Below are 24,232 nucleotides of genomic sequence, written 5' to 3'. Positions count from 1 at the left end.
CTGCACCCGGGCAGGCCACACTCGACTAGCGGAAGCAGCGACGCACGTGACGTCGGCAGGCACCACCCGGGAGGTCCCCATGCCCGAACTGCGTGTCGTGGCCGTCTCCAACGACGGCACACGACTGGTGCTCAAGGCTGCGGACAGCACGGAATACACGCTTCCGATCGATGAGCGGCTGCGCGCCGCCGTGCGCAATGACCGCGCCCGCCTCGGCCAGATCGAGATCGAGGTGGAGAGCCACCTCCGTCCCCGCGACATCCAGGCACGTATACGCGCCGGAGCCTCCGCCGAAGAGGTCGCACAGCTCGCCGGAATTCCGGTCGACCGCGTGCGGCGCTTCGAGGGGCCCGTGCTCGCGGAGCGCGCGTTCATGGCGGAGCGGGCTCGCAAGACTCCCGTACGCCGTCCCGGGGAGAACACCGGACCGCAGCTCGGCGAGGCGGTGCAGGAGCGGCTGACGCTGCGCGGCGCCGAGAAGGACACCGTGCTGTGGGACTCCTGGCGCCGGGACGACGGCACCTGGGAGGTGCTGCTGGTCTACCGGGTGGCTGGCGAGCCTCACTCGGCGAGCTGGACGTACGACCCGCCGCGGCGGCTCGTACAGGCCGTCGACGACGAGGCGCGTGCGCTGATCGGCGAGACCGACGACACGATCGCGTCGCAGGAGCCGAGCTTTCCGTTCGTACCGCGCATCGCGCGGCTGCCGCGGGACCGGCCGCTGGACCGGGCGCTCGACCGCCAGATGGAGCGGCCGACCGCGCCCTCTCCGCCGGAGGAGAGCGGCGGGGAGCGGGACTCCCTGACGAGTCTGCTTGAGGCGGTACCGAGCTTCCGTGGCGACATGGTCGTCCCGGAGCGGCCCGCACCTCCGGAGCCTGCGCCGACGGAGCCCGTGCAGGAGCCCGAGGCCGAGGAGCCCGTGGCTCCGGCCGCCTCAGCGGGCGCCGGGTCGGCGTACGCGGACGTGCTCATGCCCCGCTCGGTGGCGGGTCACCGCGACCGCCTGACGGGCACAACGGACCGCCAGGCGGAGGCGGACGGGGTACGCCCCGGCCGCCGTGCGGCGGTGCCGAGCTGGGACGAGATCGTCTTCGGCACGCGCCGCAAGAAGCAGGAGTAACGGCAACGCAGGAGTAGCGGTACGCAAGGGCCCGGCGCGCATGACGGCGCCGGGCCCTTCAGCGCGCCCGTCAGCCCGGCTGCGGGCCCGTCGCCACCGGGCGCTCGGGGTCTCGCGACCATTCCGACCAGGAGCCCGCGTAGAGCGCTGGGGTGAAGCCCGCGATCTCCAGGGCCAGGGCCTCCTGAGCCGCCGAGACTCCCGAGCCGCAGTAGACGCCGACGACCTTCGACTCCTCGGTGGCGCCCAGGGCGGCGAAGCGGGAGGTGAGGCGCCCGGCCGGGTGGAATCGGCCGTCTCCGGCCAGGTTCTCCGTCGTCGGGGCCGAGACCGCGCCCGGGATGTGGCCCGCCACGGCGTCGATGGGCTCCACCTCACCGCGATAGCGCTCCCCCGCGCGGGCGTCCAGCAGCAGCCCTGTGCGGGCCAACTCGGCCGCCGCGTCGGCGTCCAGGAGGGGAAGCGCCCCCGGGGCGGGCGTGAAGGTGCCCTCGGCCGGGTCGGGGATCTTGGTCTCCAGCGGGCCGGTCCACGCCGCGAGGCCGCCGTCCAGTACCCGTACGTCGGCGTGGCCCGTCCAGCGCAGCAGCCACCAGGCTCGCGCCGCCGCCCAGCCCTTGTCCCCGTCGTACGTCACGACGGGCGTGCCCGCGGAGATTCCTGCACGGCGCATCACAGCGCCGAAGGCTGCCACGTCGGGCAGGGGGTGACGGCCACCGGCCCCGGGCGGTCCGGCCAGTTCCGCGTCGAGGTCGACGAAGACGGCGCCGGGGATGTGCCCGGCCTCGTAGTCGGGCAGCCCGTTGGGGCCGCCGAGCTGGTAGCGGATGTCCAGAAGCACTGGAGGACGGCCGGAGACCAGCTCGCTCGCGAGTTCAGTAGCGGAAATGATGGGGTTCATAAGGGCCATCCTTGCGCAGAGCCCTGGCGCACCATAACGCCGCCGAAACGGATGGGTGATCCCAAAGCGGGCATCCTCCATCGGGAACCCGCCAAAAGCGGCGCGGCCGGGGCGCGCCGGACGCCGGGTGGTGGAACCATCTGCACGGGGCGCAGCCGTTCCGCACGACGGCGCGTATCCGGTCCCCCCGCACGGCCACCACGATGGTCCGAGGAGAGAGTGACGATGACCGAGGCGACTCGGCACACGCCCGGCACACCCTGCTGGGTGAGCTTGATGGTTCACAGCCTTGACGCGACCCAGAGCTTCTACGGCGAGCTGTTCGGCTGGGAGTTCGCCCCCGGCCCCCAACAGCTCGGCCCGTATGTCCGGGCGCTGATCGACGGCAACGAGGTGGCCGGTATCGGCAGGCTTCCTGCCGATCGGCAGCTGCCGATCGCGTGGACGCCCTATCTGGCGACCGACGACGCGGACACGACCGTCGAGACGATCAGGAGTTGCGGAGGCACCGTCGGAGTCGGCCCGCTGGACGCCGAGGACGCCGGCCGGATGGCCATCGTGACCGACCCGGCGGGCGCGGTCTTCGGCATCTGGCAGGCGAGCGCCCACGGCGGCACGGCGGTGTACGGCACACATGGCACACCTGTCTGGAACGAGCTGCTGACCTCGGACACGTCGTCTGTCAGCAAGTTCTACCAAGCGGTGTTCGGTTACGAGGTGGAGGCGGTCGTCTCGGCGGACTTCGACTATGTGACGCTGCTCCTGGAGGGACGCCCGGTGGCCGCCCTGCACGGTGTGGGCAATGCCTCGCCGCGCAACCGGGGCACGCACTGGATGACGTACTTCGAGGTCGAGGACACCGACGAGGCCGCGGGACGCGTGGTGGAGCTCGGCGGGCAGGTGCTGCAGCCGCCCCACGAGGATTCCAGCGGCCGGCTCGCGACGGTCGCCGACCCGGAGGGCGCGGTCTTCACGATCGTACGGTCGGCCGCTCGCTGATCCCGGTGACCTCCACCGGCAGGACGTCCGGCGAGAGGGCGGCGGCGCGAGCGGTCGCCGCCGTCATCCGCCGCCGGTGGTGGCGCCGGCACAGCACCTCGTAACCGATCTCGTCCGGCGACTGGTTGACGTCTCCGACGACGACCTGGGCGCCTTCGACGACCATCACCCCGCCGACCGTACGGGCGTTGTGCGTGGCCCGTGCGCCGCACCAGCACAGTGCCTCGACCTGGAGCACCTCGACGCGGTCCGCGAGTTCGACGAGCCGCTGCGAGCCGGGGAAGAGCTTGGAGCGGAAGTCGGTGGTGATACCGAAGGCGAAGACGTCCAGGTCGAGGTCGTCGACGACGCGCGCGAGCTGGTCGATCTGCTCGGGCGCGAGGAACTGCGCCTCGTCGGCGATGACGTAGTCGCAGCGGCCGCCCTGGGAGAGATGGGCGACGAGGTACGCGTAGAAGTCGAAGCCCTCCGCGGCCTCGACGGCGTCGGTGACCAGGCCGAGCCGGGAGGAGAGCTTGCCCTCGCCCGCACGGTCGTCGCGCGTGAAAATCATGCCCTGGAGGCCGCGTGTGGACCGGTTGTGCTCGATCTGAAGAGCGAGGGTGCTCTTTCCGCAGTCCATTGTTCCGGAGAAGAACACCAGCTCGGGCATGGGGAGTTGGGGACCTTTCGGGGGTCTGTGTGGGGGAGGCGGTTACGAGCGTACTTCGAGGAGCGGGACGAGCTGCTCGACGGGGGTCATGGAGCCGTGCATCCCGACCATCGCCGACTCGTGGGGCTCGTTGACGGATGCGGTGATCACCACGTCGTCGTGCGCTGCGGCGACGACGTCGCCGATCCGCGCGTACACCCGCTCGTCGACCGTGGTGCCGAACCAGCCGGCCGCGATCGCCTCGTCGCGGCTCGCCACCCAGAACTGCTCGCCGAGCACCTCGCGCCAGACGGCGAGCACATCGGACTCGGCGCCGGGGACCGCGTACACATGACGGGCGCGCCCCTCGCCGCCCAGCAGGGCGACTCCGGCGCGCAGCTCCCAGTCCTCGTCGAAGTCGATGCGCGACTGCTCGTCGAAGGGGATGTCGATCATGCCGTGGTCGGCGGTGATGTACAGGGCCGCGTGGGGCGGAAGTTGCTCGGCGAGGCGCTGCACCAGGCGGTCGACGTACATCAGCTGGCCGCGCCAGGCGTCGGAGTCGACGCCGAAGCGGTGGCCCTTGCCGTCCACTTCGCTGTAGTACGTGTAGACCAGCGAGCGGTCGCCCATGGCCAGTTGCTCGGCAGCGAGGTCCATGCGCTCCTCGCCGGAGAGCCGGCCGAGGAAACTGCCGCCGCTGAGTGCGATCTTGGTGAGCGGGGTGTGCTCGAAGGTCGGCGACGACACCTGGGCTGTGTGGACGCCCGCCTCGTCGGCGAGCTGGAACACGGTGGGGTACGGCTGCCAGACGCGCGGCTGAGTCCACGGCTTCCAGCGCAGCTGGTTCATCAGCTCGCCGGTCTCCGGGTTGCGCGCGGTGTAGCCGGGCAGGCCGTGCGAGCCGGGCGGCAGTCCGGTGCCGACGGAGGCCAGCGAGGTGGCGGTGGTGGCCGGGAAACCGACGGTGATGGGCCGTCCTGTGCCGCCGCGCGAGGTGCCGAGCAGCGAGGTCAGGTACGGGGCCTCGTCCGGGTGGTTCTTGATCTGCTCCCAGCCCAGACCGTCGATCAGGAAGACGCAGTTCCGGTCGGCGGGAGTGAGCTCGGGGATGCTGTGCGCGAGTCCCGGTACGCCCTGGCCCGCCGCGAGCGTCGGCAGCAGATCGGCGAGCGATCCGATGCCGTACTCGGGGACGGGCGCGGAGTCGAGGGCGAGCGGAATGGGGTCGTCCGGCCAGGCTGCGGACTGGGCTGCGGGCTGGACCATCAACGCGTGGCTGCCGTGGCTTCGGACATCGCCTGGGCGAATGCGAGCGTCTGACGGACAGCGTCGGGGCCGTCGCCGGCCTCGCTGACGCGCAGGCTCAGATCGTCGGCGGTGGAGTTGCCGGTGTAGCCGTGGTCCGCGTCGCAGTTGGGGTCGCCGCAGGCCGCGGGCTCCAGGTCGATACGTGAGACGGCGCCCCAGCCGATGGTGAGGACGACCTCGCGGGGCAGGGTGCCGGGGGTGTACGACTCCGGGTTGGCGACGACGCGGCTGAGCACGACCGACGAGATCCGGCCGATCTTGACCGATTCGGTCGAGGTCGTGGCGTACGGCGTCGGGGAGCTGGAGTCGGCGGCCTGTTCGTCGGTGTGGCTGACGATGAAGCGGTTGACCGTCAGGACGAGGACGGTGACATGGCGGCGCACCTCATTGGCGTCGAAGGTCGTCTCCTGGTGCACCAGGTACGACGCAATCTGCTCGCCACCGACAGCGGCCTCCACCGCCTCGGCCACGAGGGCCGGGTAGTAGCCGCTGCGCTCGATCGCCGCGCGCAGCCCCTGGGTCGTCGTACCGGTCTTCGCCATGCGGTCCATCCTACGGGCCCCTGGGGGCGGTGAGCGCTCAGTAGCTGGGGAGTCGGCGGGGGCCCAGGTCGGTGCGGGCGGGGGGCGGCGCGAGGCGTACGGAGGCGCCGAGCACGGAGAGACCGTGCTGAGCGACGACGACCGGTTCGAGGCTGATTCCGACCACTTCCGGGTGGTCGTCGACCAGTCGTGACACCCGGAGCAGCAGCTCTTCCAGGGCGGGGGTGTCGACGGGCGCGGAGCCGCGCCAGCCGAAGAGGAGGGGTGCCGTCCGGATGGTCCTGATCAACTCGGCCGCGTCACGGTCGGTGGCTGGGACCAGCCGGTGCGCCGTGTCGCCGAGCAGCTCGGAGGCGGCTCCGGCGAGCCCGAAGGAGAGGACGGCACCGACGGCGGGGTCGATGGCAGCGCGTACGACGGTGTCGACGCCACGGGGCGCCATCGCCTGGACGACGGGCTGCAGCTCTTCCGGCTTGCCGAGAGTCTCGGTCAACTCCCGGTATGCCTGACGCAGTTGCTCTTCATTGGCCAGATCGAGCCGTACGCCGCCGAGGTCGGCGCGGTGCCGGAGGTGCGGGGCGGTGGTCTTGAGGGCGACGGGATAGCCGAGCTGCCCGGCGGCGTGAACGGCGGCGTCGGGGCCCGGGGCGGGGAGGGCCGGCCGTACGTCGACGCCGTACCGGCCGAGGAGGGCGCGGGCGTCGTCGGGGGCGAGGGTGAGGCCGCGGGGGTCGTCGTGGACCCCCAGCAGCGCCTCGATCTGCTGGGCGGCACCGCTCTCGTCGATGTCCTCGTACTTGGGGACCCTGCCGGGGTCGGCGGCGTCCCGGCGCCACTGCGCGTACTTCACGGCCTCGGAGAGCGCACGGACGGCACGCTCGGCGGCGGGGTAGGCGGGGATGCGGTAGTCGTGCGGGGCCGTCGTGGGGGGCGGGGCCTCATAGCGGACGGCCGCCGACGCGGGAGGCGCGCCCGGCGCCGGGGGACGGCCGGGGGCGGTCACCTGCCGCGGGCCGGATTCCGACGCGCCGGCCGCGGGGGGACGCGACGGAGCTGTCGCGGGCCGTGCGGCCGCTTCCGGCGCCTCGTGATCGGCGCCCCGGTCCGGGGCGCCCGCCGCCGGGACCGAGCCCGTGCGCGTGCTGGACGCCGCCGCCAGTGCCTCCGCCAGGCCGCCGATCTCCACGTGGACCACCGCCACCGGTTTCGCCGGGGACGTGGCCGATGCCTCGCGCAGGGCCGCCGCCAGGACCTCACCGTCACCCGATTCGGTGACGCCGTTGTCGCCGACCCATGGGATTGCCGTCACCACGACCGAGTCGCACGCGTCGTCCTTGAGCGCCCGGGCCAGGGCCGCACGGAAGTCCGAGGGCGTCGCCGCCGTCGTCAGGTCGAGCGGTGGCAGCGGGCGCAGGCCCTCGGCCAGGCAGGCGTCGTACGTGAGGAGCCCGAGGGACTCGGAGTTGCCGAGGATCGCCACGCGCGGCCCGGCGGGCAGCGGCTGGCCCGCGAGCAGCAGGCCCGCGTCGACGAGTTCGGTGACCGTGTCGACGCGGATCACGCCCGCCTGGCGCAGCAGCGCGCCGACCGTGGCGTCCGGGATCCGGGTCACGGGTACCGCGTGCCCCGGCGGCTCGCTACCGCTGTGCCGGGCTCCCTTGACCACGACCACCGGCTTCACCGCCGCGGTACGCCTCGCGAGCCGGGTGAACTTGCGCGGGTTGCCGATCGATTCGAGGTACAGCAGCACGACATCGGTGTCCGGGTCCTCGTACCAGTACTGCAGAAAGTCATTGCCGGACACGTCCGCGCGGTTGCCCGACGAGATGAAGGAGGAGAGTCCGGCGCCGCGCCGGTGCAGGCCCGCCAGCAGGGCGATGCCGATCGCGCCGGACTGGGTGAACAGGCCGATGCGCCCGGGGGCCGGGGACTCCGGCGCCAGCGAGGCATTGAGCCGGACGGCTTCCGAGGTGCTGATGATGCCGAAGGAGTTCGGGCCGATGATCCGCATGCCGTACGAGCGGGCCTGCCGCACCAGTTCGCGCTGGCGCTCGCGCCCCGCCGTGCCGCTCTCGGCGTAGCCGGCGGTGAGGACGACCAGGCCCTGCACGCCGTGCTCGCCGCAGTCGGCGACCGCCTCCGGCACCCGCTCGGCGGGAACCGCGATGACCGCCAGGTCGACCGGCTCGCCGATCCCGGCGACGGACCGGAAGGCCGGGACACCGTCCACCTCCCGCTGACCCTCTGGGAATGCACGGTTCACGGCGTACGTACGACCCCTGTACCCGGCGTCGAGGAGGTTGCGCAGCACGGTGCGGCCCACGCCGCCCGGCGCGCGGCCGGCGCCGACGACGGCGACCGACCCGGGCGCGAGCAGACGCTGCACGGAGCGGGCCTCCGCTCGCTGCTCGCGGCCGCGCTGGACGGCGAGGGACTCGGCGGTCGGTTCGAGGTCGAGGGTCAGATGGACGGAGCCGTCCTCGAAGCTGCGCTTCTGTGTGTACCCCGCGTCCCGGAACACCTTGATCATCTTGCTGTTGGCGGGGAGCACCTCCGCGGCGAAGCGCCGGATGCCCCGCTCACGGGCGACCGCGGCGATGTGCTCGAGGAGGGCGGAGGCGACACCGCGCCCCTGGTGCGCGTCCTGTACGAGGAAAGCGACCTCCGCCTCGTCGGCCGGGGAGCTCGCGGGGCGGCCCTGCGCGTTGATGCGGTCGTAGCGGACGGTGGCGATGAACTCGCCGCCGACCGTGACCGCCAGACCCACCCGGTCCACGTAGTCGTGATGGGTGAAGCGGTGGACGTCCTTGGCGGAGAGCCGCGGATACGGCGCGAAGAACCGGTAGTACTTCGACTCGTCCGAGACCTGTTCGTAGAAGCTGACCAGGCGCTCTGCGTCCTCGGTGGTGATGGGCCTGATGCGCGCCGTACCGCCGTCGCGCAGCACCACGTCTGCTTCCCAGTGATCGGGGTAGTCGTGGTCCGGCTGGGTCTGCATGTGTGAAAGCGTACGGCTCACCCACCGGTCGCGGGTCGGTATGAGAGCACGCCGCAACGCATGAGAGACTGGTCTAGACAACCGCTAAGACTTGAAGGGCAACACCATGGCTGAGCGCCGCGTCAATGTCGGCTGGGCCGAGGGCCTTCACGCCCGCCCCGCTTCCATCTTCGTCCGTGCCGCCACGGCCTCCGGCGTCCCCGTGACGATCGCCAAGGCTGACGGCAACCAGGTCAACGCCGCCTCCATGCTCGCCGTTCTCGGCCTGGGCGCGCAGGGCGGCGAGGAGATCGTGCTCGCTTCCGACGCGGAGGGCGCCGACGCCGCCCTGGACCGTCTGGCCAAGCTGGTCGCCGAGGGGCTCGAGGAGCTTCCCGAGACCGTCTGAGCGGTTGTGCAGAATTCGCCCGGCGACACAGCCGCGGCCTCCCGAATTCGGGAGGCCGCGGCTGTGTTCATTTCTGCGTCCGACTCCGCGAATTCGGGCAGCAGAAAAGAAGCCCCACGAATATCTTCCCTTTGTATACGGCGCGCCTGTTAATTGCGGACGCTCGCGGTGTTTACGGCATGTTGCGAAGTCCTCACCCGCTCGGGACGGCGCAGCCGGTGCGCGGATGCGGCCCGCTCGGCATGCAGCGCGGTGAGCGCCCGTGCCCTCTCCACATCGCCGCGTGCCACCGCGTCCACGATCGCGCCGTGCTCCGCCCAGGAGTCGACGGGCTTGGCGGGCTGCTCGACCGCGTACATCCAGGCGATCTTGTGCCGCAGCTGGGTCAGCAGGGCGATCAGTCCCGGGCTGCCGGAGGCCTGGGCGAGCGTCTCGTGGAACCAGCCGCCCAGTGAGCGCAGGTCCTCGCCCTGGCCGCGGCGGGCCCGCTCCTGACCCAGCCTGACCAGGCCGCGCAGGACCTTGAGGTGCGCCTCCGTGCGCCGCTGGGCCGCGCGTGCCGCACCCAGCGGCTCCAGCAGCATCCGGACCTCCAGCAGGTCGGCGGCCTCCTGCTCGGTGGGCTCGGCGACGCAGGCTCCGGCATGCCTGCGGGTGGTCACAAAGCCCTCGGACTCCAGGGTTCGCAGGGCTTCGCGGACCGGGACCCGGGAGACGCCGTAGCGGCGCGCCAGCTGCTCCTCGGTGAGCCGGCTGCCGCGCTCGAATACGCCGGAGACGATGTCGTCGCGGATCGCCGTGCATACCGAGTGCGCGGGAATGCGCATGACCGAACCTCCGCTTTAATCCGCGCGAAACGCAGCCGATTGACGTCTGTTCGGTGACTCTATTGCAGTGGGCCGGATTTTCCGATGGCACTTCGGAATCCATGGATATCTTTTGGCCAGAGCTCCGAACGCAGAAGGCCCCGGCAGGGAGCCGGGGCCTTCTCATGTACGCGTTGTGTGCGCGTGCTCGGACTGCGTGTGCCGAGACTGCGTGTGCTCAGACGCCGACGCCGTGGGCGCGCAGGTACGCGACCGGGTCGATGTCGGAGCCGTACTCCGGGCTGGTGCGCGCCTCGAAGTGGAGGTGCGGTCCCGTGGTGTTGCCGGTCGCGCCGGAGTGGCCTATCTGCCGGCCCGGGGTCACGCTCTGGCCGACCGAGACGGTGATCGACGAGAGGTGGCCGTACTGCGTGTACGTGCCGTCCTTCATCTTGATCACGACGTTGTTGCCGTACGCGCCGCCCCAGCCGGCCTCGACGACGGTGCCGGAGCCGACCGCGTGCACGGTGGTGCCGGAGGCGGCGTGGAAGTCGATGCCGGTGTGGCTGCCGGAGGACCAGATGGCGCCGCCGGTCTTGTAGCCCGTGGAGATGTACGAGCCGGTGATCGGCGCGACGAAGGAGTTGAGGCGCTTGCGCTCGGCCTCGCGGGCGGCGCGCTCCTTGGCCTCGCGTGCGGCCTTGGCACGGGCCTCGGCCTTGCGCTTCGCCTCCGCAGCGGCCTTCGCCTTGGCAATGGCCTCGGCGGCCTCCTGCTTCTGGGCGGCGGCCTGGTCGGCGATCTGGTCGGCGAGGGTGTCAGCGGTCACGACCTGGGTCAGACCGGTGTCCTCGACGGCGGTGCTGGGGGTGGCGGCGAGCGCCGGGGAAGCGAGGGTTCCGATGACGCCGGTGGTGGCAAGGGCCGCTACGCCCGCCATGTTCGCGCTCCTGCGCGTCAGGCGGCTCGGGGCACGGTGCTTCCCGGTGGCACGGGTGAACGCCATGAAGTGGCTGGTCCTTTCCTTCCTTCTCGCCTACCGGGTTAGCTGACGGGTTCGGAGCAGGAAGGTCTCCTACGGGCCCCTCCGTACGGATACGAAGGCGTCCGATTCACCCCAGGGACTGAGTGGGTCCCCGGCTCCCCAGGCTCGCGCCTGACGGGGACTCGGCGATGGCTGTCCGATGCCGCGGATGCGGCTGGCTACTGGCGAACAGCCGGACCGACGCTAGGCGGGGCAACTTTCAATCACCAAACAGACAGGCCCTTTTGTAGTGCATGCCACAGGGCAGACAGGCAGCCTCCACAACAAACCGGACATAGCGAGGAACCCCGCCATCGCTTGGATGCCGGGGTTCCGCTTGCCTGTTGCGCCGGGTTCAGCCGGAGTTGTCCAGTTGGTGCGAGAGGCGATCAGCCGGTGACCACGGTCACTTCACCGATGCCCAGAGCCCTGACCGGCTCCTCGATCTGCGAGGCGTCGCCGACGAGCACCGTGACCAGCCGGTCAACCGGGAAGGCGCTGACGGCCGCCGCAGTCGCCTCCACGGTGCCCGTCTCCGCCAGCCGCACGTACAACTGCGCCTGGTAGTCGTCCGGGAGGAACTGCTCGACCTGGTCGGCGAGCGTGCCCGCGACAGACGCGGCCATCTCGAACTTCAGCGGCGCGACACCCACCAGGTTCTGCACCGCGACATCGCGCTCGGCATCGGTGAGACCCTCGGCGGCGAGCGTCCGCAGCACCTTCCACAGGTCGTCCAGCGCCGGTCCGGTGTTGGGGGTGTCCACCGAACCGCTGATCGCCAGCATCGCGGCGCCCGAGCCGTCGGGGGCGGACCGCAGCACCTGGCCGAAGGCCCGTACGCCGTAGGTGTAGCCCTTCTCCTCACGCAGCACGCGGTCCAGACGCGAGGTGAGGGTGCCGCCCAGGCAGTACGCGCCGAGCACCTGCGCGGGCCAGACGCGGTCGTGCCGGTCCGGGCCGATGCGGCCGATCAGCAGCTGCGTCTGCACGGCGCCCGGGCGGTCCACGATGACCACACGGCCCGTGTCGTCGGCGGTGATCGGCGGTACGGGACGGGGCGTGGCGCTGTCGCCCTTCCAGCCGCCGAAGGTCTCGGCGAGCACGGCGTCCAGGTCGACTCCGGTGAGGTCGCCGACGATCACCGCGGTGGCCGTGGCGGGCCGGACGTGCGCCTCGTAGAAAGCACGCACGGCCGCGGAGTCGATCCGGGCCACGGTCTCCTCGGTGCCCTGGCGGGGGCGCGACATACGGGCGGTGGCCGGGAAGAGCTCCTTGGAGAGCTCCTTGGCCGCGCGGCGGGCCGGATTGGCCGTCTCGTGCGGGATCTCGTCCAGACGGTTGCGCACCAGCCGCTCGACCTCGCTGTCGGCGAAGGCGGGCGCGCGCAGGGCGTCGGAGAGCAGACCGAGCGCCTTGGGCAGCCGGGAGACCGGGACCTCCAGGGAGACACGGACGCCGGGGTGATCGGCATGCGCGTCGAGGGTCGCGCCGCAGCGCTCCAGCTCGGCGGCGAACTCCTCGGCGGTGTGCTTGTCGGTGCCCTCCGACAGGGCGCGCGCCATGATCGTGGCAACACCGTCGATACCCTCGGGCTCGGCGTTCAGCGGAGCGTCGAGGAGGATCTCGACGGCCACCACCTGCTGGCCGGGCCGGTGGCAGCGCAGCACCGTCAGACCGTTGTCCAGCGTGCCGCGGTCGGGGGCGGGGAAGGCCCAGGGCCGGGGGGCACCCGCCGTCGGCTGCGGGTGGTACGTCATCGTCACGGCAGCGTCGCTCACTGGTCCGCCTCTTCCTCTTCGTTGCTTCCCTCGGGCGCAGAGACGGGTTCGTACACGAGCACTGCCCTGTTGTCGGGGCGCAGCCGGGCCTGGGCGACCGCCTGCACCTCCTCGGCGGTGACGTCGAGCACCCGCTGCACGGCGGTCAGCGCCAGCTGCGGGTCGCCGAACAGCACGGCAAACCTGCACAGTTCGTCCGCGCGGCCCGCGACGGTGCCGAGCCGGTCCAGCCATTCGCGCTCCAACTGGGCCTGAGCGCGCTCCATCTCCTCGGGCGTGGGGCCGTCGGCGGCGAACCGCGCCAGCTCCTCGTCGACCGCGGCCTCGATCTGCGGGACCTCGACACCGCCGGACGTCTTGACGTCCAGCCAGCCGAGCGAGGGAGCACCGGCGAGGCGCAGCAGACCGAACCCGGCGGCGACAGCAGTCTGGTCACGGCGCACGAGACGGTTGTGCAGCCGGGAGGACTCGCCGCCGCCGAGGACGGTGAGCGCCAGATCAGCGGCGTCGCACTCGCGCGTGCCGTCGTGCGGCAGCCGGTAGGCGGCCATCAGTGCCCGAGCGGGAACCTCCTCGCGGATCTCCTCGCGCAGCTGCTCGCCGATCACCTCCGGGAGCGAGCCGTCGCGCGGCGGCTGCTTGCCGTCGTGGGAGGGGATGGAGCCGAAGTACTTCTCGATCCAGGCGAGCGTCTCCACCGGGTCGATGTCGCCGACAACCGACAGCACGACGTTGTTCGGCGCGTAGTACGTCCGGAAGAAGGCGCGGGCGTCCTTGAGGGTCGCCGCGTCCAGGTCGGCCATGGAGCCGATCGGCGTGTGGTGGTACGGGTGGCCCTCGGGGTAGGCGAGAGCCGTCAGCCGCTCGAAGGCCGTGCCGTACGGGACGTTGTCGTACCGCTGGCGGCGCTCGTTCTTGACGACATCGCGCTGGTTCTCCATCGACTCGTCGTCGAGCGCGGCGAGCAGCGAGCCCATCCGGTCGGCCTCCAGCCAGAGCGCAAGCTCCAGCTGGTGGGTGGGCATGGTCTCGAAGTAGTTGGTGCGCTCAAAGCTGGTGGTGCCGTTCAGCGAGCCGCCCGCCCCCTGCACCAGCTCGAAGTGACCGTTCCCCTTGACCTGTCCCGAGCCCTGGAACATCAGGTGCTCGAAGAGGTGGGCGAGGCCGGTACGGCCCTTGACTTCGTGGCGCGAGCCGACGTCGTACCAGAGGCAGACCGCGGCGACCGGGGTCAGATGGTCCTCGGAGAGCACCACGCGCAGGCCGTTGGCCAGCCGGTGCTCGGTCGCTGTCAGGCCGCCGGAACCGGCCTGCGCTGTGGCCGTGTGACCCATGGGCATGTACGTCCCTTCGATCGCGATGCTGCTTCTTCTGTCAGCCCTGCCACTGTATGCAAGCGTGCTGACACCTGGCGAAGTTCCCGGGTCGCGGTCGGCGTTGTCAGTGGGACGGTCCACAATGGTCGGCGTCAGTTCCAGACCTGGTACGTGAAGGAGCAGCAGCCGCGATGGCCCGCCGCAGCACGAAGACCCCGCCTCCGGACGATTTCGAGGAGAAGATCCTCGACATCGACGTCGTGGACGAAATGCAGGGCTCCTTCCTCGAGTACGCCTACTCGGTGATCTACTCCCGGGCCCTGCCGGACGCACGTGACGGCATGAAGCCGGTACACCGCCGGATCGTGTACCAGATGAACGAGATGGGCCTGCGCCCCGACCGCGGCTATGTGAAGTGCGCCCGCGTCGTCGGCGAGGTCATGGGCAAGCTGCACCCGCACGGCGACGCGTCGATCTACGACGCCCTGGTGCGGATGGCACAGCCCTTCTCGATGCGCCTGCCGCTGGTCGACGGGCACGGCAACTTCGGCTCGCTCGGCAATGACGACCCGCCGGCGGCCATGCGGTACACCGAGTGCCGGATGGCAGATGCCACCCGCCTGATGACCGAGTCGATCGACGAGGACACCGTCGATTTCGAGTCGAACTACGACGGCCAGGAGCGCGAGCCCGTCGTGCTCCCCGCCGCCTACCCGAATCTGCTGGTCAACGGCGCGTCCGGGATCGCGGTCGGCATGGCGACGAACATGCCGCCGCACAATCTGGGCGAGGTCATCGCCGCCGCTCGCCATCTGATCAGGCACCCCGGCGCCGACCTCGAGACGCTGATGCGCTTCGTCCCCGGTCCCGACCTGCCGACCGGTGGCCGGATCGTGGGCCTGAGCGGCATCAAGGACGCGTACGAATCGGGCCGCGGCACCTTCAAGATCCGCGCGACGGCCTCCGTGGAGGACGTCACGGCCCGCCGCAAGGGCCTGGTCGTCACCGAACTGCCCTTCACCGTCGGCCCCGAGAAGGTCATCGCGAAGATCAAGGACCTGGTCTCGTCGAAGAAGCTCCAGGGCATCGCGGACGTCAAGGACCTCACCGACCGCTCGCACGGACTGCGTCTGGTCATCGAGGTCAAGAACGGCTTCGTGCCCGAGGCCGTCCTCGAGCAGCTCTACAAGCTGACGCCGATGGAGGAGTCCTTCGGTATCAACAATGTGGCGCTGGTGGACGGCCAGCCGCTCACGCTGGGGCTCAAGGAGCTCCTCGAGGTCTATCTCGACCACCGCTTCGACGTGGTGCGCCGCCGCAGCGAGTTCCGGCGGACCAAGCGTCGCGACCGGCTGCATCTGGTCGAGGGCCTGCTCGTCGCCCTGCTGGACATCGACGAGGTCATCCGCCTCATCCGGTCCAGTGAGAATTCGGCGCAGGCCAAGGAGCGGCTGATCGAGCACTTCTCGCTCAGCGAGGTCCAGACGCAGTACATCCTGGACACTCCGCTGCGCCGGCTGACCAAGTTCGACCGGATCGAGCTGGAGAGCGAGCGCGACCGGCTGAACGGCGAGATCGACGAGCTGACCGGGATCCTGGAGTCGGACAACGAGCTCCGGAAGCTGGTCTCCTCCGAACTGGCAGCGGTGGCCAAGAAGTTCGGCACCGAGCGGCGCACCGTGCTGCTGGAGTCGGCCGGTACGCCGGTCGCCGCGGTGGCGCTGGAGGTCGCGGACGACCCGTGCCGGGTGCTGCTGTCGTCGACGGGTCTGCTGGCGCGTACGGCCACGGGCGAGCCGCTTCCCGACGACAGCGGCAAGCGCACCAAGCACGATGTGATCGTCTCGGCCGTCCCGGCGACCGCGCGCGGCGATGTGGGGGCAGTGACCTCGGCCGGGCGGCTGCTGCGGCTGGCGGTGATCGATCTGCCGCAGCTGCCGGACACCGCGTCCGCGCCGAATCTCTCGGGCGGCGCGCCGGTCGCGGAGTTCCTGTCCCTGGAGGCCGACGAGACGATCATCTGCCTCACCACGCTCGACGAGTCCTCGCCGGGCCTGGCGCTCGGCACGCTGCAGGGCGTCGTCAAGCGCGTCGTGCCCGACTACCCCGCCAACAAGGACGAGTTGGAGGTCATCACCCTCAAGGACGGTGACCGGATCGTCGGCGGTGCGGAGCTGCGTACGGGCGAGGAGGACCTGGTCTTCATCACCTCCGACGCACAGCTGCTGCGCTATCCGGCTGGGCAGGTCAGGCCGCAGGGCCGGGCGGCGGGCGGCATGGCCGGAGTCAAGCTGTCGGAGGGCGCCGAGGTGATCTCGTTCACGGCGGTGGACCCGGCCGGGGACGCGGTGGTGTTCACGGTCGCGGGCTCGCACGGCACGCTGGACGACTCGGTGCTGACGGCGAAGCTCACCCCCTTCGACCAGTACCCGCGCAAGGGGCGGGCCACGGGCGGGGTGCGCTGCCAGCGCTTCCTCAAGGGCGAGGACCTGCTCGTACTGGCCTGGGCGGGCGCGGCCCCGGCGCGGGCGGCGCAGAAGAACGGCGCACCGGCCGAGCTGCCGGAGATCGACCCGCGCCGTGACGGCTCGGGCATGCCGCTGATTTCGGCGGTGTCGGTGCTGGCGGGCCCGTCGAGCTAGTCGCTCTCCGGCTCGGACGGCTCGGACTGCACGAACCGCAGGACGCCCCACATGCTCTGCTCGTCGGGGGCGTCCTGCGGTCCGGCCGTCCGGCACTCGTCGAGTTCCGTACGCAGTTTGTCGGCGTCGACGCCGGAGCCGATGAGGACCAGTTGGGTCCGGCGCTCCTGACCGCGGCCCCAGGGCTCGGGGTAGAAGCGCAGAAACCGGCCGACCGCGTGCACGGCGTACCGGTTGCGGGGGTCGGCCGCGCCGAAGTCGACGAAACCCTTGATCCGGTAGAGCCCTTCGGGCCGGGAGTCGAGGAAGTCCATCAGCCGGCGCGGGTCCATGGGTTCCTGCGCGGTGAAGCCGACGCTCTCGTACGCGGCGTGCAGATGCCCCGCATGATCGTGGTCGTGGTCGTCCTCGTGATCGTGATCGTGATCGTGATCGTCCGCGTACAGATCCTCGAAGGAGAGCTGGCGCACCTTCTCCTCGCGCTCGGGCCTCGCGGCCGGGTCGAAGAGCACCTCGGGATCGACCCGGCCGTACTGCGCGCTGATCACGGGCGTGACACCACTGAGCTCACGGAGTGTCCCGAGTACGCCCTCAAGTGCGGCCTGCTCCACCCGGTCCGTCTTGTTCAGAACCACAAGATCGGCGATCGCGAGATGCCGGTCGATCTCCGGGTGCCGCGAGCGCGTCGCGTCGAACTCGGCCGCGTCGACGACCTCGACGAGTCCCCCGTACACAATGCGCGGATTGTCGCTGGCCAGCAGCATCCGTACGAGCTCCTGCGGCTCGGCCAGACCGCTCGCCTCGATGACGATGATGTCGATGCGGGCGGCAGGCCGGGTGAGCAGTTCCAGATAGTCGTCCAGCTCGCTCGCGTCGACTGCGCAGCACAGACAGCCGTTGCCGAGCGAGACGGTGGAGCCGACCTGTCCGGCGACCGTCATGGCGTCGATCTCGATGGAGCCGAAGTCATTGACGATCACGCCGATGCGGTTGCCGCCGTTCCGCCGGAGCAGCTGGTTGAGCAAGGTGGTCTTGCCGGATCCCAGAAAGCCCGCGAGGACGACAACGGGGATCTGCGGCTTGGTCACCTGGCTCAAGGGGCGGCCTTTCTCACATGTGCGGCAGGGGCTGGGGCGGGGGCGGTCCGACATAGCGGGCCGACGGGCGGATGATCTTCGAGTCCGCCGCCTGCTCCAGGATATTGGCGCTCCAGCCGACCACCCGGCCCGCGCAGAACGTCGGCGTGAACATCTCGCGGGGCAGCCCGCACAGCTCCATGACCACGCCCGCGTAGAACTCCACATTGGTGTGCAGCTCACGGCCGGGCTTCAGCTCCGCGAGGATCGCCTCGACGCGCGCCTCGACCTGGACGGCGAACTCGACGAGCGGCCCGCCGAAGCTCTCGGCGATCCCTCGCAGCATCCGCGAGCGCGGGTCCTCGGTGCGGTAGACGGGATGACCGAAGCCCATGATCCGCTCCCCCGCCAGGACCCGTTCCCTGATCCAGGGGTCGATGCGCTCGGGCGTACCGATCGCGTCGAGGGTGTCGAGGGCCCGGCTCGGGGCGCCGCCGTGCAGCGGGCCCGAGAGCGCGCCGATCGCTCCCACCAGGCTTGCGGCCACGTCGGCTCCGGTGGAGGTGATCACGCGGGCCGTGAAGGTCGAGGCGTTGAAGCCGTGGTCGATGGTGGAGACGAGGTACTGCTCGATCGCACGGGCCCGCGCCGGTTCCGGCTCCGAACCGGTCATCATGTAGAGGTAGTTGGCGGCGTAGGGCAGGTCGTCGCGCGGTTCGACCGGCTCAAGGCCCTGGCCGAGGCGGTACAGCGCGGTGAGCAGCGTCGGCACGGCCGCACACGCGGCGAGCGCGTCAGCCCGGCGGCGGTCGGTGTCGAGGTCGTACACCGGGCGCAGCCCCGCGGAGGCTCCCAGCAGGGAGAGCGCGGTGCGCAGTCCGGCGAGCGGACCCGACAGCGCGCACGAGTGGGCTATGGCGGGCAGCGCGGCACGGACGTCCTCGGGCAGATGACGCAGAGGCGCGGTGTGCTCCACGAAGGCCGCACGCTGCGCCGCGTTCGGCAGCTCGCCGTAGAACATCAGATGCCAGACGTCCTCGAAGCCGCGGTTCTCGGCGAGCTCGACGGCCGAGTACTGGCGGTAGTGGTAGAAGCCCTCGCGTCCTCTGACGTCACCCAGCGCGGTGTCGGTGACGACGACGCCGGCGAGTCCGCGCGGTACGTCGACGGGTGCGGTGGTGCCGGTGCTCTGCATGGTGTCCTCCCTGAACTTGATTCGACTGTCCATGCTTGACGGGATCACTGTCAATATTGATTGAATCAATATGTGTACGGTGACGGCATGACGGACCACGGAGCGGACGGCGAGCGGCTGACCACCAAGGAGGCGGCCGCACGGCTCGGCGTGAAACCCGAGACGGTGTACGCGTATGTCAGCCGCGGCCAGCTCTCCAGCAGGCGCGATCCCTCCGGACGCGGCAGCACCTTCGACGCCAAAGAGGTCGACGCGCTCGTCCGCAGGGGGCGGCGGGAGCCCTCGTCCGGCAGCGACGTCATCCAGCGGATCCGCACCGGCATCACGCTGATCGACAAGGACCGCTACTACTTCCGGGGCGTCGACGCGACCGAACTCGCCCGCCGCTACGGCTACGAGGAGATCGCCGACTGGCTCTGGACCGGCAACCTGCGGGCCGGTGTCCGGTTCACCGCCCCCGCCGAGACGCTCGCCGCGGCCCGTCGCGCGGTCGATGCGCTGCCCGCACACAGCGGATCGACCGACCGGCTCCGGGTGGCCGCCATCGCGGCAGCGGTGGCTGATCCGCTGCGCTTCGACCTCGACCGGGATGCGGTGCTCGGCAGCGCGCGCATGCTGATCCCCACCCTGGTCGACGCGCTCCCCACCGTCGGGCAACGGCACCGGGGCGAGGGCCGGATCGCCTGGCGGCTCTGGTCGCGGCTCACCACCGAGCGCCCGGACGAGGCGTCCGTACGAGCTCTGGACATGGCGCTCTCGCTGCTGATCGACCACGATCTGGCCGCATCGACGCTCGCCGTGCGGGTCGCCGCGTCCGCGCGCGCCCATCCGTACGCCGTGGTGTCGGCTGGACTCGGCGCGCTCGACGGCCCGTTGCACGGGGCCGCAAGCGGTCTTGCGCACCGGATGCTCAGCGAGGTGCTGGAGCGCGGCAGCGCGGCGGCCGTGGTGGCGGACCATCTGCGGGCGGGCCGTCGTGTGCCGGGCCTCGGCCACCGGCTCTACCCGGGCAAGGACCCGCGCGCCGAGGCGCTGTTCGGCGTACTGGCACAGCTGCCCGCCGCCCGGCCCGCGCTGGAGGCGGCACGCGAGGTGGAGGCGACGACGGCCCGCCATGTCGAGCTGCACGCCAATGTCGATCTGGCGCTGGCGGTGCTTTCGGTGGCGTCCGCTATGCCTGCCGAGGCGGGTGAGACTGTCTTCGCCGTGGCGCGTACGGCGGGCTGGATCGCGCACGCGCTGGAGGAGTACGAGGAGCGCCCGCTGCGGATGCGTCCGAGCGGGCAGTACGACGGCCCCCGCCCGCCCAGGCCGTTGCCGTGAGCGGGCGGAGGAGTCGACGCGTCGCGAGCGACAGGTCCCGTCAGGAGGCATGAGCCTCGTCAGGAGCGATAGGCCTCCACTTCGCTGAACTGCGCTGCCGGCCAACCGGTGTTGGCCGTCACGGTGAGGCGCAGATGGCGCGTGCTCGTACCGGCAGGAAGCCGTACGGTCACGGTGTTGCCGGTCGCCGGGTCGAAGCGGTAGCCGGTCGCCGCCAGGAGCGTGGACCAGGACGAACCGTCGGCGCTCCCCAGCACCGCCAGGGTCTGGGTCCGCGCCTGCCAGGCGGCGGGCGGAGGCAGCTTGAGCACCAGCCGGGTCACCTCGCTCGCCCCGCCGAGGTCGACTGTCAGCGACTGCGGGAAGGCGTTGTTGGTGCTCTCCCAGTACGAGCCCGCATCACCGTCGACGGCCTTGCCGGGCGTGTAGACGTCGACCGATCCGGTCGCCGTCGCGGGCCGGCCGGCGGCGAGATTGCGGTCCGGGTCGGGGGGCGGGGTGGTGCTGGGGTCGGGCGAGGGGCTCGGATCCGTACCGCCGCCGTGGTTCGGCTCCGGCCACGGTCCGCAGTAGGTGGCCGGGAGCTTCTCGTTCCAGCCGGAGTTGCCCGCTCCCTGAGTGATGTTGAGCTGGCTGCCCAGGCAGCTGTAGACGGGCTCGGTGAATCCGATGTGCTTGGCTGTGACGCCCGTGAACGAGGCCTGCGCCGGGTCGTTGAACTGAAGGGCGAAGGTGCCCGTGCCGTCGATGTTGACCTTGCCGAAGTTGACGCCCTTGGTGGTGCCGGAGACGAAGTGGATCGCCGCGTAGGAGCTGTCGAGGATGTCGGTGTCGGTGACGTTGATCGTCGCCTTGTCGATGGAGCTGTTGCGGGAGTCGAACCAGATCGCGCCGATCGGGAAGGGCCAGCCGTAGTCGGTGTTCCCGGCCCGGATCGTGGTGTTGCGGGAGAGGGTGAAGGTGCCCTGGACATCGGTTCCCTGACCGGGTGTCACGCCCGGGTATCGGTTGCCGACGTGGAGCCCGCCGCCGTTGGTCAGTGATTCGGCCACCACGTTGTCGGTGACCGCGATGTCCTTGCCGCCGTAGATCGCGATGTTGTTCGCGAGGATCGGCAGGACGACGGTGTTCCTGCTGAACGTATTGGCGACATTGGGCTTGGTGTCGGCCCACATGGCGAGGCCGTCGTCGCCCAGGTTGCGCAGGAAGGTGTTCTCGACCGACGAATTGGTCACTCCCCAGTGGAAGTTGACGCCGTCGGCGGTCTGGTCCAGGATCCGGCTGTTCCTGATGTGGAAGTTGTTCATCGGGCCGTCCATCCACGCCCCGACCTTGGTGTGCTGCATCCACACGTTGTCGACGACCGAGTAGCTGAGCGCGCCGCCGATGGCGTTGACCTGGTCCTCGTCGATCCGCTCGCCGATCTCGCCGAGGATCGCGAAGTCCTTCAGCGTCACATTGCGGCTGGGACCGCCTGCCTCGTGCGGGCGTATCTCACCGCCGTAGCCGCCCCCGGCCACGTACTTCCCGTAGATCCCGGCGGCCCGCTTGCGGTCGGTGGGATGCCGGCCGGTCAGCACGCTGTACCAGGGCCCGGCTCCGCGCAGCGTGACCTGGTCGACGACGACATGGTCGGTGAGCCTGAACGTGCCCTGCGGGATGTACACCTCTTTGGCCTGCGCCTTGCCCGCGTCGACGGCCTGCTGGAACGCGGCGGTGGAGTCGGCGGCGCCGCTCGCGTCGGCGCCGTAGTCCGTCACGGACAGCGAGCCCGCGGGCCTGCCGACCGGGGCGGCGACCTCCTCGAAGTCGGCGAGGTCGACCGCGGTCCAGGGCGTGGCTCCGGCCTGGGCCAGGGTGATCCGCACCTTCGAGCCGACGGGCAGGGTGCGGCCGAAGAGCGTTCTGGTCTCGTCGTAGAAGTGGTGCGGCTTGTCGCCCGGGGTGTTGGTGAACGGGTAACTCCCGTAGAACCAGCCGTACTTGGAGGTGAAGTCGACGTCCTTCAGCTTGACGCCGTCCAGGCTGAGTGCGACCGGGGCGGTGATGCCCGTTCCGGCCGCGTTGTCCGGGACGGCATAGCGGACGGTCATCGCGTTGGCGGGCTGGGTCAGCGTGAACTCGACATACTCGCCCGCCGCATCGAGCCGTACGGCGCGGCGGCCGGACGCCTCGGAGGGCAGCGTGGTGTACGTACGGTCGGGGCCGATCACCGAGCCGTTGGTGGCGGCGGTCTCCGCCTCCAGTTCGGTGAACGGCACGGTGGCTCCGCGCCCTTCGACGGCCAGCGGGGACAGGGCGGGCGCCGCGGGCGGCGCGGCCGAGCCGGAACCGGAAGCGACGGCGGCCGTGCCGAGCGATGCGGCGCAGGCCAGTGAGGCGAGCAGGGCGGTTAACAGGCGTCCACGTGGTGCGGCTCTTGTTGCGCTCATGACACTCAGACCTCCAGGGGTGGGGGGATCGATGACCGGCGGCGCCGGCCGCGGGGTCAGGCCCGCAGCCAGACCGCCGTGTCCCGCGGCAGCCGGCCCTCGTCGTCCAGGGGGCCGCTCGTCAGCAGGACGCTTGTGTGGCCGGGGAGTTCGGCGGGGTCTCCGGCGAGATTGACGACGCACATCAGGCCGCCGCCGCGGCTGAAGGCAAGGACTCCGGGAGCGGCGGGCAGCCAGCGCAGCGGTCCGTCCCCGAACCCGGGGTCGGTCCGGCGCAGCCGCAGGGCATGCCGGTAGAGGGTCAGCATGGAGTCGGGATCGACCGCCTGCCCGTCGGCGGCGTACGAGGCCCAGTCCTCGGGCTGCGGAAGCCAGGGATCCACCGCCGAGCCGAACCCGTAGTACTGCGCGCCCGCGGCCCAGGGCAGCGGCACCCGGCAGCCGTCGCGCCCCGGGTCCACTCCCCCGGAGCGGAAGTGCATCGGGTCATGGATGCGATCGAGTGGTATGTCCGCCTCGGGAAGCCCCAGTTCCTCGCCCTGGAACAGATAGACCGAGCCCGGCAGGGCGAGCGAGAGCAGGGCAGCGGCCCGCGCGCGCCGGGTGCCGACGGCGAGGTCGGTGGGTGTTCCGAACCGCTTCTTCGCGAAGTCGAAGCCGGTGTCGTCCCTCCCGTAGCGCGTCACCGTGCGCGTCACGTCGTGGTTGCACAGCACCCAGGTCGCCGGTGCTCCGACCGGCGCGTGGTACGCGAGGGTGGTGTCGATGGAGGCCCGCAGCTCCGCCGCCTCCCAAGGGCGCGCCAGGAAGTCGAAGTTGAAGGCGGTGTGCAGCTCGTCGGATCTCAGATAGCGGGAGAAGCGGTCCGGGTCGGGCACCCACAGCTCCCCGATGAGCACCCCGCCGTACTCGTCGGCGACGGCCCGCCAGGCGCGGTAGATGTCGTGCAGCTCGTCGCGGTCGACGTAGAGAGTCGTGTCGTCCTCGTCGGCGTCCGGCAGACCGGGGGCCTTGGCGCACAGGGCCGCGGAGTCGATCCGTACACCCGCGGCACCGCGCTCGAACCAGAAGCGCAGCACGTCCTCGTGCTCCTGGCGTACGACCGGGTGGTCCCAGTTGAGGTCGGGCTGCTCCGGCGTGAACAGGTGCAGGTACCACTCGCCGTCGGGGACCCGCGTCCAGGTCTCCCCCGCGAACTGCGACGGCCAGTTGTTGGGCGGCAGTTCGCCCCTGTCACCGCGGCCCGGACGGAAGTGGAACAGTTCGCGCTCGGGGCTCCCCGGCCCGGCGGCGAGGGCCGACCGGAACCATGCGTGCTGGTCCGAGACATGGTTGGGCACGATGTCGACGATGGTGCGGATCCCCAGCGCGCGGGCCTCGCTGATGAGCTTCTCGGCCTCGGCGAGGGTCCCGAAGGCCGGGTCGATGGCGCGGTAGTCGGCCACGTCGTAGCCGCCGTCCGCCAGCGGGGAGAGGTACCACGGGTTGAACCAGATCGCGTCGACGCCCAGATCCGCGAGGTGGGGCAGCCTCGCCCGTACGCCTGCGAGATCACCCGTGCCGTCACCGTCGCCGTCAGCGAAGCTGCGTACGTACACCTGGTAGATGGCGGCCGATCGCCACCAGTCGTCCGTGTGATCCACGGCCGTGTGCTCCGAATGAGGGGCTGCCACGTGACGGTCCTTTCGGGCAGGTGGGACTCCGCCGCCGGCCCGGACAGCGGGGCGCCGGAGAGAGGCCGGCGGCG

18 protein-coding genes and 1 riboswitch are annotated in these 24,232 nt (G+C 71.0%); of the genes, 5 read left to right on the top strand and 13 right to left on the bottom strand.

The features are described 5' to 3' along the window. Positions 1-79: 79 nt before the first annotated feature. On the top strand, positions 80-1,123 hold the full coding sequence (gene sepH / locus ABZS64_RS07350; protein WP_355824397.1) for a septation protein SepH: 1,044 nt from the start codon (positions 80-82) through the stop codon (positions 1,121-1,123). Between the two features lie 70 nt (positions 1,124-1,193). On the opposite strand, the gene ABZS64_RS07345 is transcribed toward sepH, so the two are convergent. After that, positions 1,194-2,024: a sulfurtransferase gene (locus ABZS64_RS07345; protein ID WP_355824395.1), complete on the bottom strand. Its 831-nt coding sequence runs from the start codon at positions 2,022-2,024 to the stop codon at positions 1,194-1,196. Between the two features lie 225 nt (positions 2,025-2,249). On the opposite strand from ABZS64_RS07345, the gene ABZS64_RS07340 reads away from it, so the two are divergent. Further along, the gene (locus ABZS64_RS07340) at positions 2,250-3,023 is read left to right on the top strand and encodes a VOC family protein (RefSeq protein ID WP_355824393.1); all 774 of its coding nucleotides are present in this window, start codon (positions 2,250-2,252) and stop codon (positions 3,021-3,023) included. Here the strand turns inward: ABZS64_RS07340 and ABZS64_RS07335 are convergent. The 4 genes from ABZS64_RS07335 to ABZS64_RS07320 are packed head-to-tail and all read right to left on the bottom strand — an operon-like array spanning position 2,995 to position 8,505. Next, the gene (locus tag ABZS64_RS07335) at positions 2,995-3,675 is read right to left on the bottom strand and encodes a thymidine kinase (protein ID WP_355824391.1); all 681 of its coding nucleotides are present in this window, start codon (positions 3,673-3,675) and stop codon (positions 2,995-2,997) included. The two genes, ABZS64_RS07340 and ABZS64_RS07335, sit on opposite strands and share 29 nt — an antisense overlap. Before the next feature lie 42 nt (positions 3,676-3,717). Beyond that, entirely contained in the window at positions 3,718-4,923 is a 1,206-nt protein-coding gene (locus tag ABZS64_RS07330) for a nucleotide pyrophosphatase/phosphodiesterase family protein (protein WP_355824389.1), read from the bottom strand. Continuing rightward, on the bottom strand, positions 4,923-5,507 hold the full coding sequence (locus ABZS64_RS07325; RefSeq protein ID WP_355824387.1) for a DUF5998 family protein: 585 nt from the start codon (positions 5,505-5,507) through the stop codon (positions 4,923-4,925). Before ABZS64_RS07325 ends, ABZS64_RS07330 begins: the two co-directional genes overlap by 1 nt. Before the next feature lie 37 nt (positions 5,508-5,544). Continuing rightward, positions 5,545-8,505 carry a GNAT family N-acetyltransferase gene (locus tag ABZS64_RS07320; protein WP_355824385.1) on the bottom strand — a complete coding sequence of 987 codons (2,961 nt, stop codon included), beginning with the start codon at positions 8,503-8,505 and terminating at the stop codon, positions 5,545-5,547. Between the two features lie 106 nt (positions 8,506-8,611). Between ABZS64_RS07320 and ABZS64_RS07315 the strand changes: the two genes are divergently transcribed. Continuing rightward, positions 8,612-8,893: an HPr family phosphocarrier protein gene (locus ABZS64_RS07315; protein ID WP_355824383.1), complete on the top strand. Its 282-nt coding sequence runs from the start codon at positions 8,612-8,614 to the stop codon at positions 8,891-8,893. Between the two features lie 149 nt (positions 8,894-9,042). Here ABZS64_RS07315 and ABZS64_RS07310 read toward each other — a convergent pair whose 3' ends face one another. From ABZS64_RS07310 to ABZS64_RS07295, 4 genes are all read right to left on the bottom strand, one after another. Continuing rightward, entirely contained in the window at positions 9,043-9,720 is a 678-nt protein-coding gene (locus ABZS64_RS07310) for a GntR family transcriptional regulator (protein ID WP_355824381.1), read from the bottom strand. Positions 9,721-9,937: 217 nt separating this feature from the next. Continuing rightward, positions 9,938-10,705: a M23 family metallopeptidase gene (locus ABZS64_RS07305; RefSeq protein ID WP_355824379.1), complete on the bottom strand. Its 768-nt coding sequence runs from the start codon at positions 10,703-10,705 to the stop codon at positions 9,938-9,940. 12 nt (positions 10,706-10,717) lie between these two features. Beyond that, a riboswitch (cyclic di-AMP (ydaO/yuaA leader) is annotated at positions 10,718-10,882 on the bottom strand. A gap of 230 nt (positions 10,883-11,112) precedes the next feature. Beyond that, positions 11,113-12,501, bottom strand: a complete 1,389-nt coding sequence (locus ABZS64_RS07300) for a pitrilysin family protein (protein ID WP_355824377.1) — start codon at positions 12,499-12,501, stop codon at positions 11,113-11,115. Next, on the bottom strand, positions 12,498-13,835 hold the full coding sequence (locus tag ABZS64_RS07295) for a pitrilysin family protein (RefSeq protein WP_355824717.1): 1,338 nt from the start codon (positions 13,833-13,835) through the stop codon (positions 12,498-12,500). Before ABZS64_RS07295 ends, ABZS64_RS07300 begins: the two co-directional genes overlap by 4 nt. A gap of 173 nt (positions 13,836-14,008) precedes the next feature. Between ABZS64_RS07295 and ABZS64_RS07290 the strand changes: the two genes are divergently transcribed. After that, complete coding sequence (locus ABZS64_RS07290; RefSeq protein WP_355824374.1) at positions 14,009-16,459, top strand: DNA topoisomerase IV subunit A; 2,451 nt, start codon at positions 14,009-14,011, stop codon at positions 16,457-16,459. Here ABZS64_RS07290 and ABZS64_RS07285 read toward each other — a convergent pair. After that, positions 16,456-17,556 carry a GTP-binding protein gene (locus ABZS64_RS07285; protein ID WP_355824371.1) on the bottom strand — a complete coding sequence of 367 codons (1,101 nt, stop codon included), beginning with the start codon at positions 17,554-17,556 and terminating at the stop codon, positions 16,456-16,458. The two genes, ABZS64_RS07290 and ABZS64_RS07285, sit on opposite strands and share 4 nt — an antisense overlap. A gap of 13 nt (positions 17,557-17,569) precedes the next feature. Next, positions 17,570-18,730 (bottom strand): citrate synthase/methylcitrate synthase, encoded by a 1,161-nt coding sequence (locus ABZS64_RS07280; protein WP_355824714.1) that lies wholly within the window; start codon positions 18,728-18,730, stop codon positions 17,570-17,572. An 87-nt stretch (positions 18,731-18,817) separates the two neighbouring features. Between ABZS64_RS07280 and ABZS64_RS07275 the strand changes: the two genes are divergently transcribed. Beyond that, complete coding sequence (locus tag ABZS64_RS07275; RefSeq protein WP_355824369.1) at positions 18,818-20,053, top strand: citrate synthase; 1,236 nt, start codon at positions 18,818-18,820, stop codon at positions 20,051-20,053. A gap of 59 nt (positions 20,054-20,112) precedes the next feature. Here the strand turns inward: ABZS64_RS07275 and ABZS64_RS07270 are convergent, their stop codons facing one another. Both ABZS64_RS07270 and ABZS64_RS07265 read right to left on the bottom strand, forming a co-directional pair. Further along, a complete protein-coding gene (locus ABZS64_RS07270) occupies positions 20,113-22,485 on the bottom strand; it encodes a discoidin domain-containing protein (protein WP_355824366.1) in 2,373 nt (790 codons plus the stop codon). Between the two features lie 56 nt (positions 22,486-22,541). Further along, complete coding sequence (locus ABZS64_RS07265; RefSeq protein ID WP_355824364.1) at positions 22,542-24,158, bottom strand: glycoside hydrolase family 13 protein; 1,617 nt, start codon at positions 24,156-24,158, stop codon at positions 22,542-22,544. Positions 24,159-24,232 lie beyond the last annotated feature (74 nt).

This window comes from Streptomyces sp. NPDC005408, assembly GCF_040606445.1.
In the GTDB taxonomy this organism is placed as follows: Bacteria; Actinomycetota; Actinomycetes; order Streptomycetales; family Streptomycetaceae; genus Streptomyces.
The sequence above is the reverse complement of the archived record's forward strand: the minus strand, read 5'-3'. Positions and strand labels throughout refer to the sequence as shown.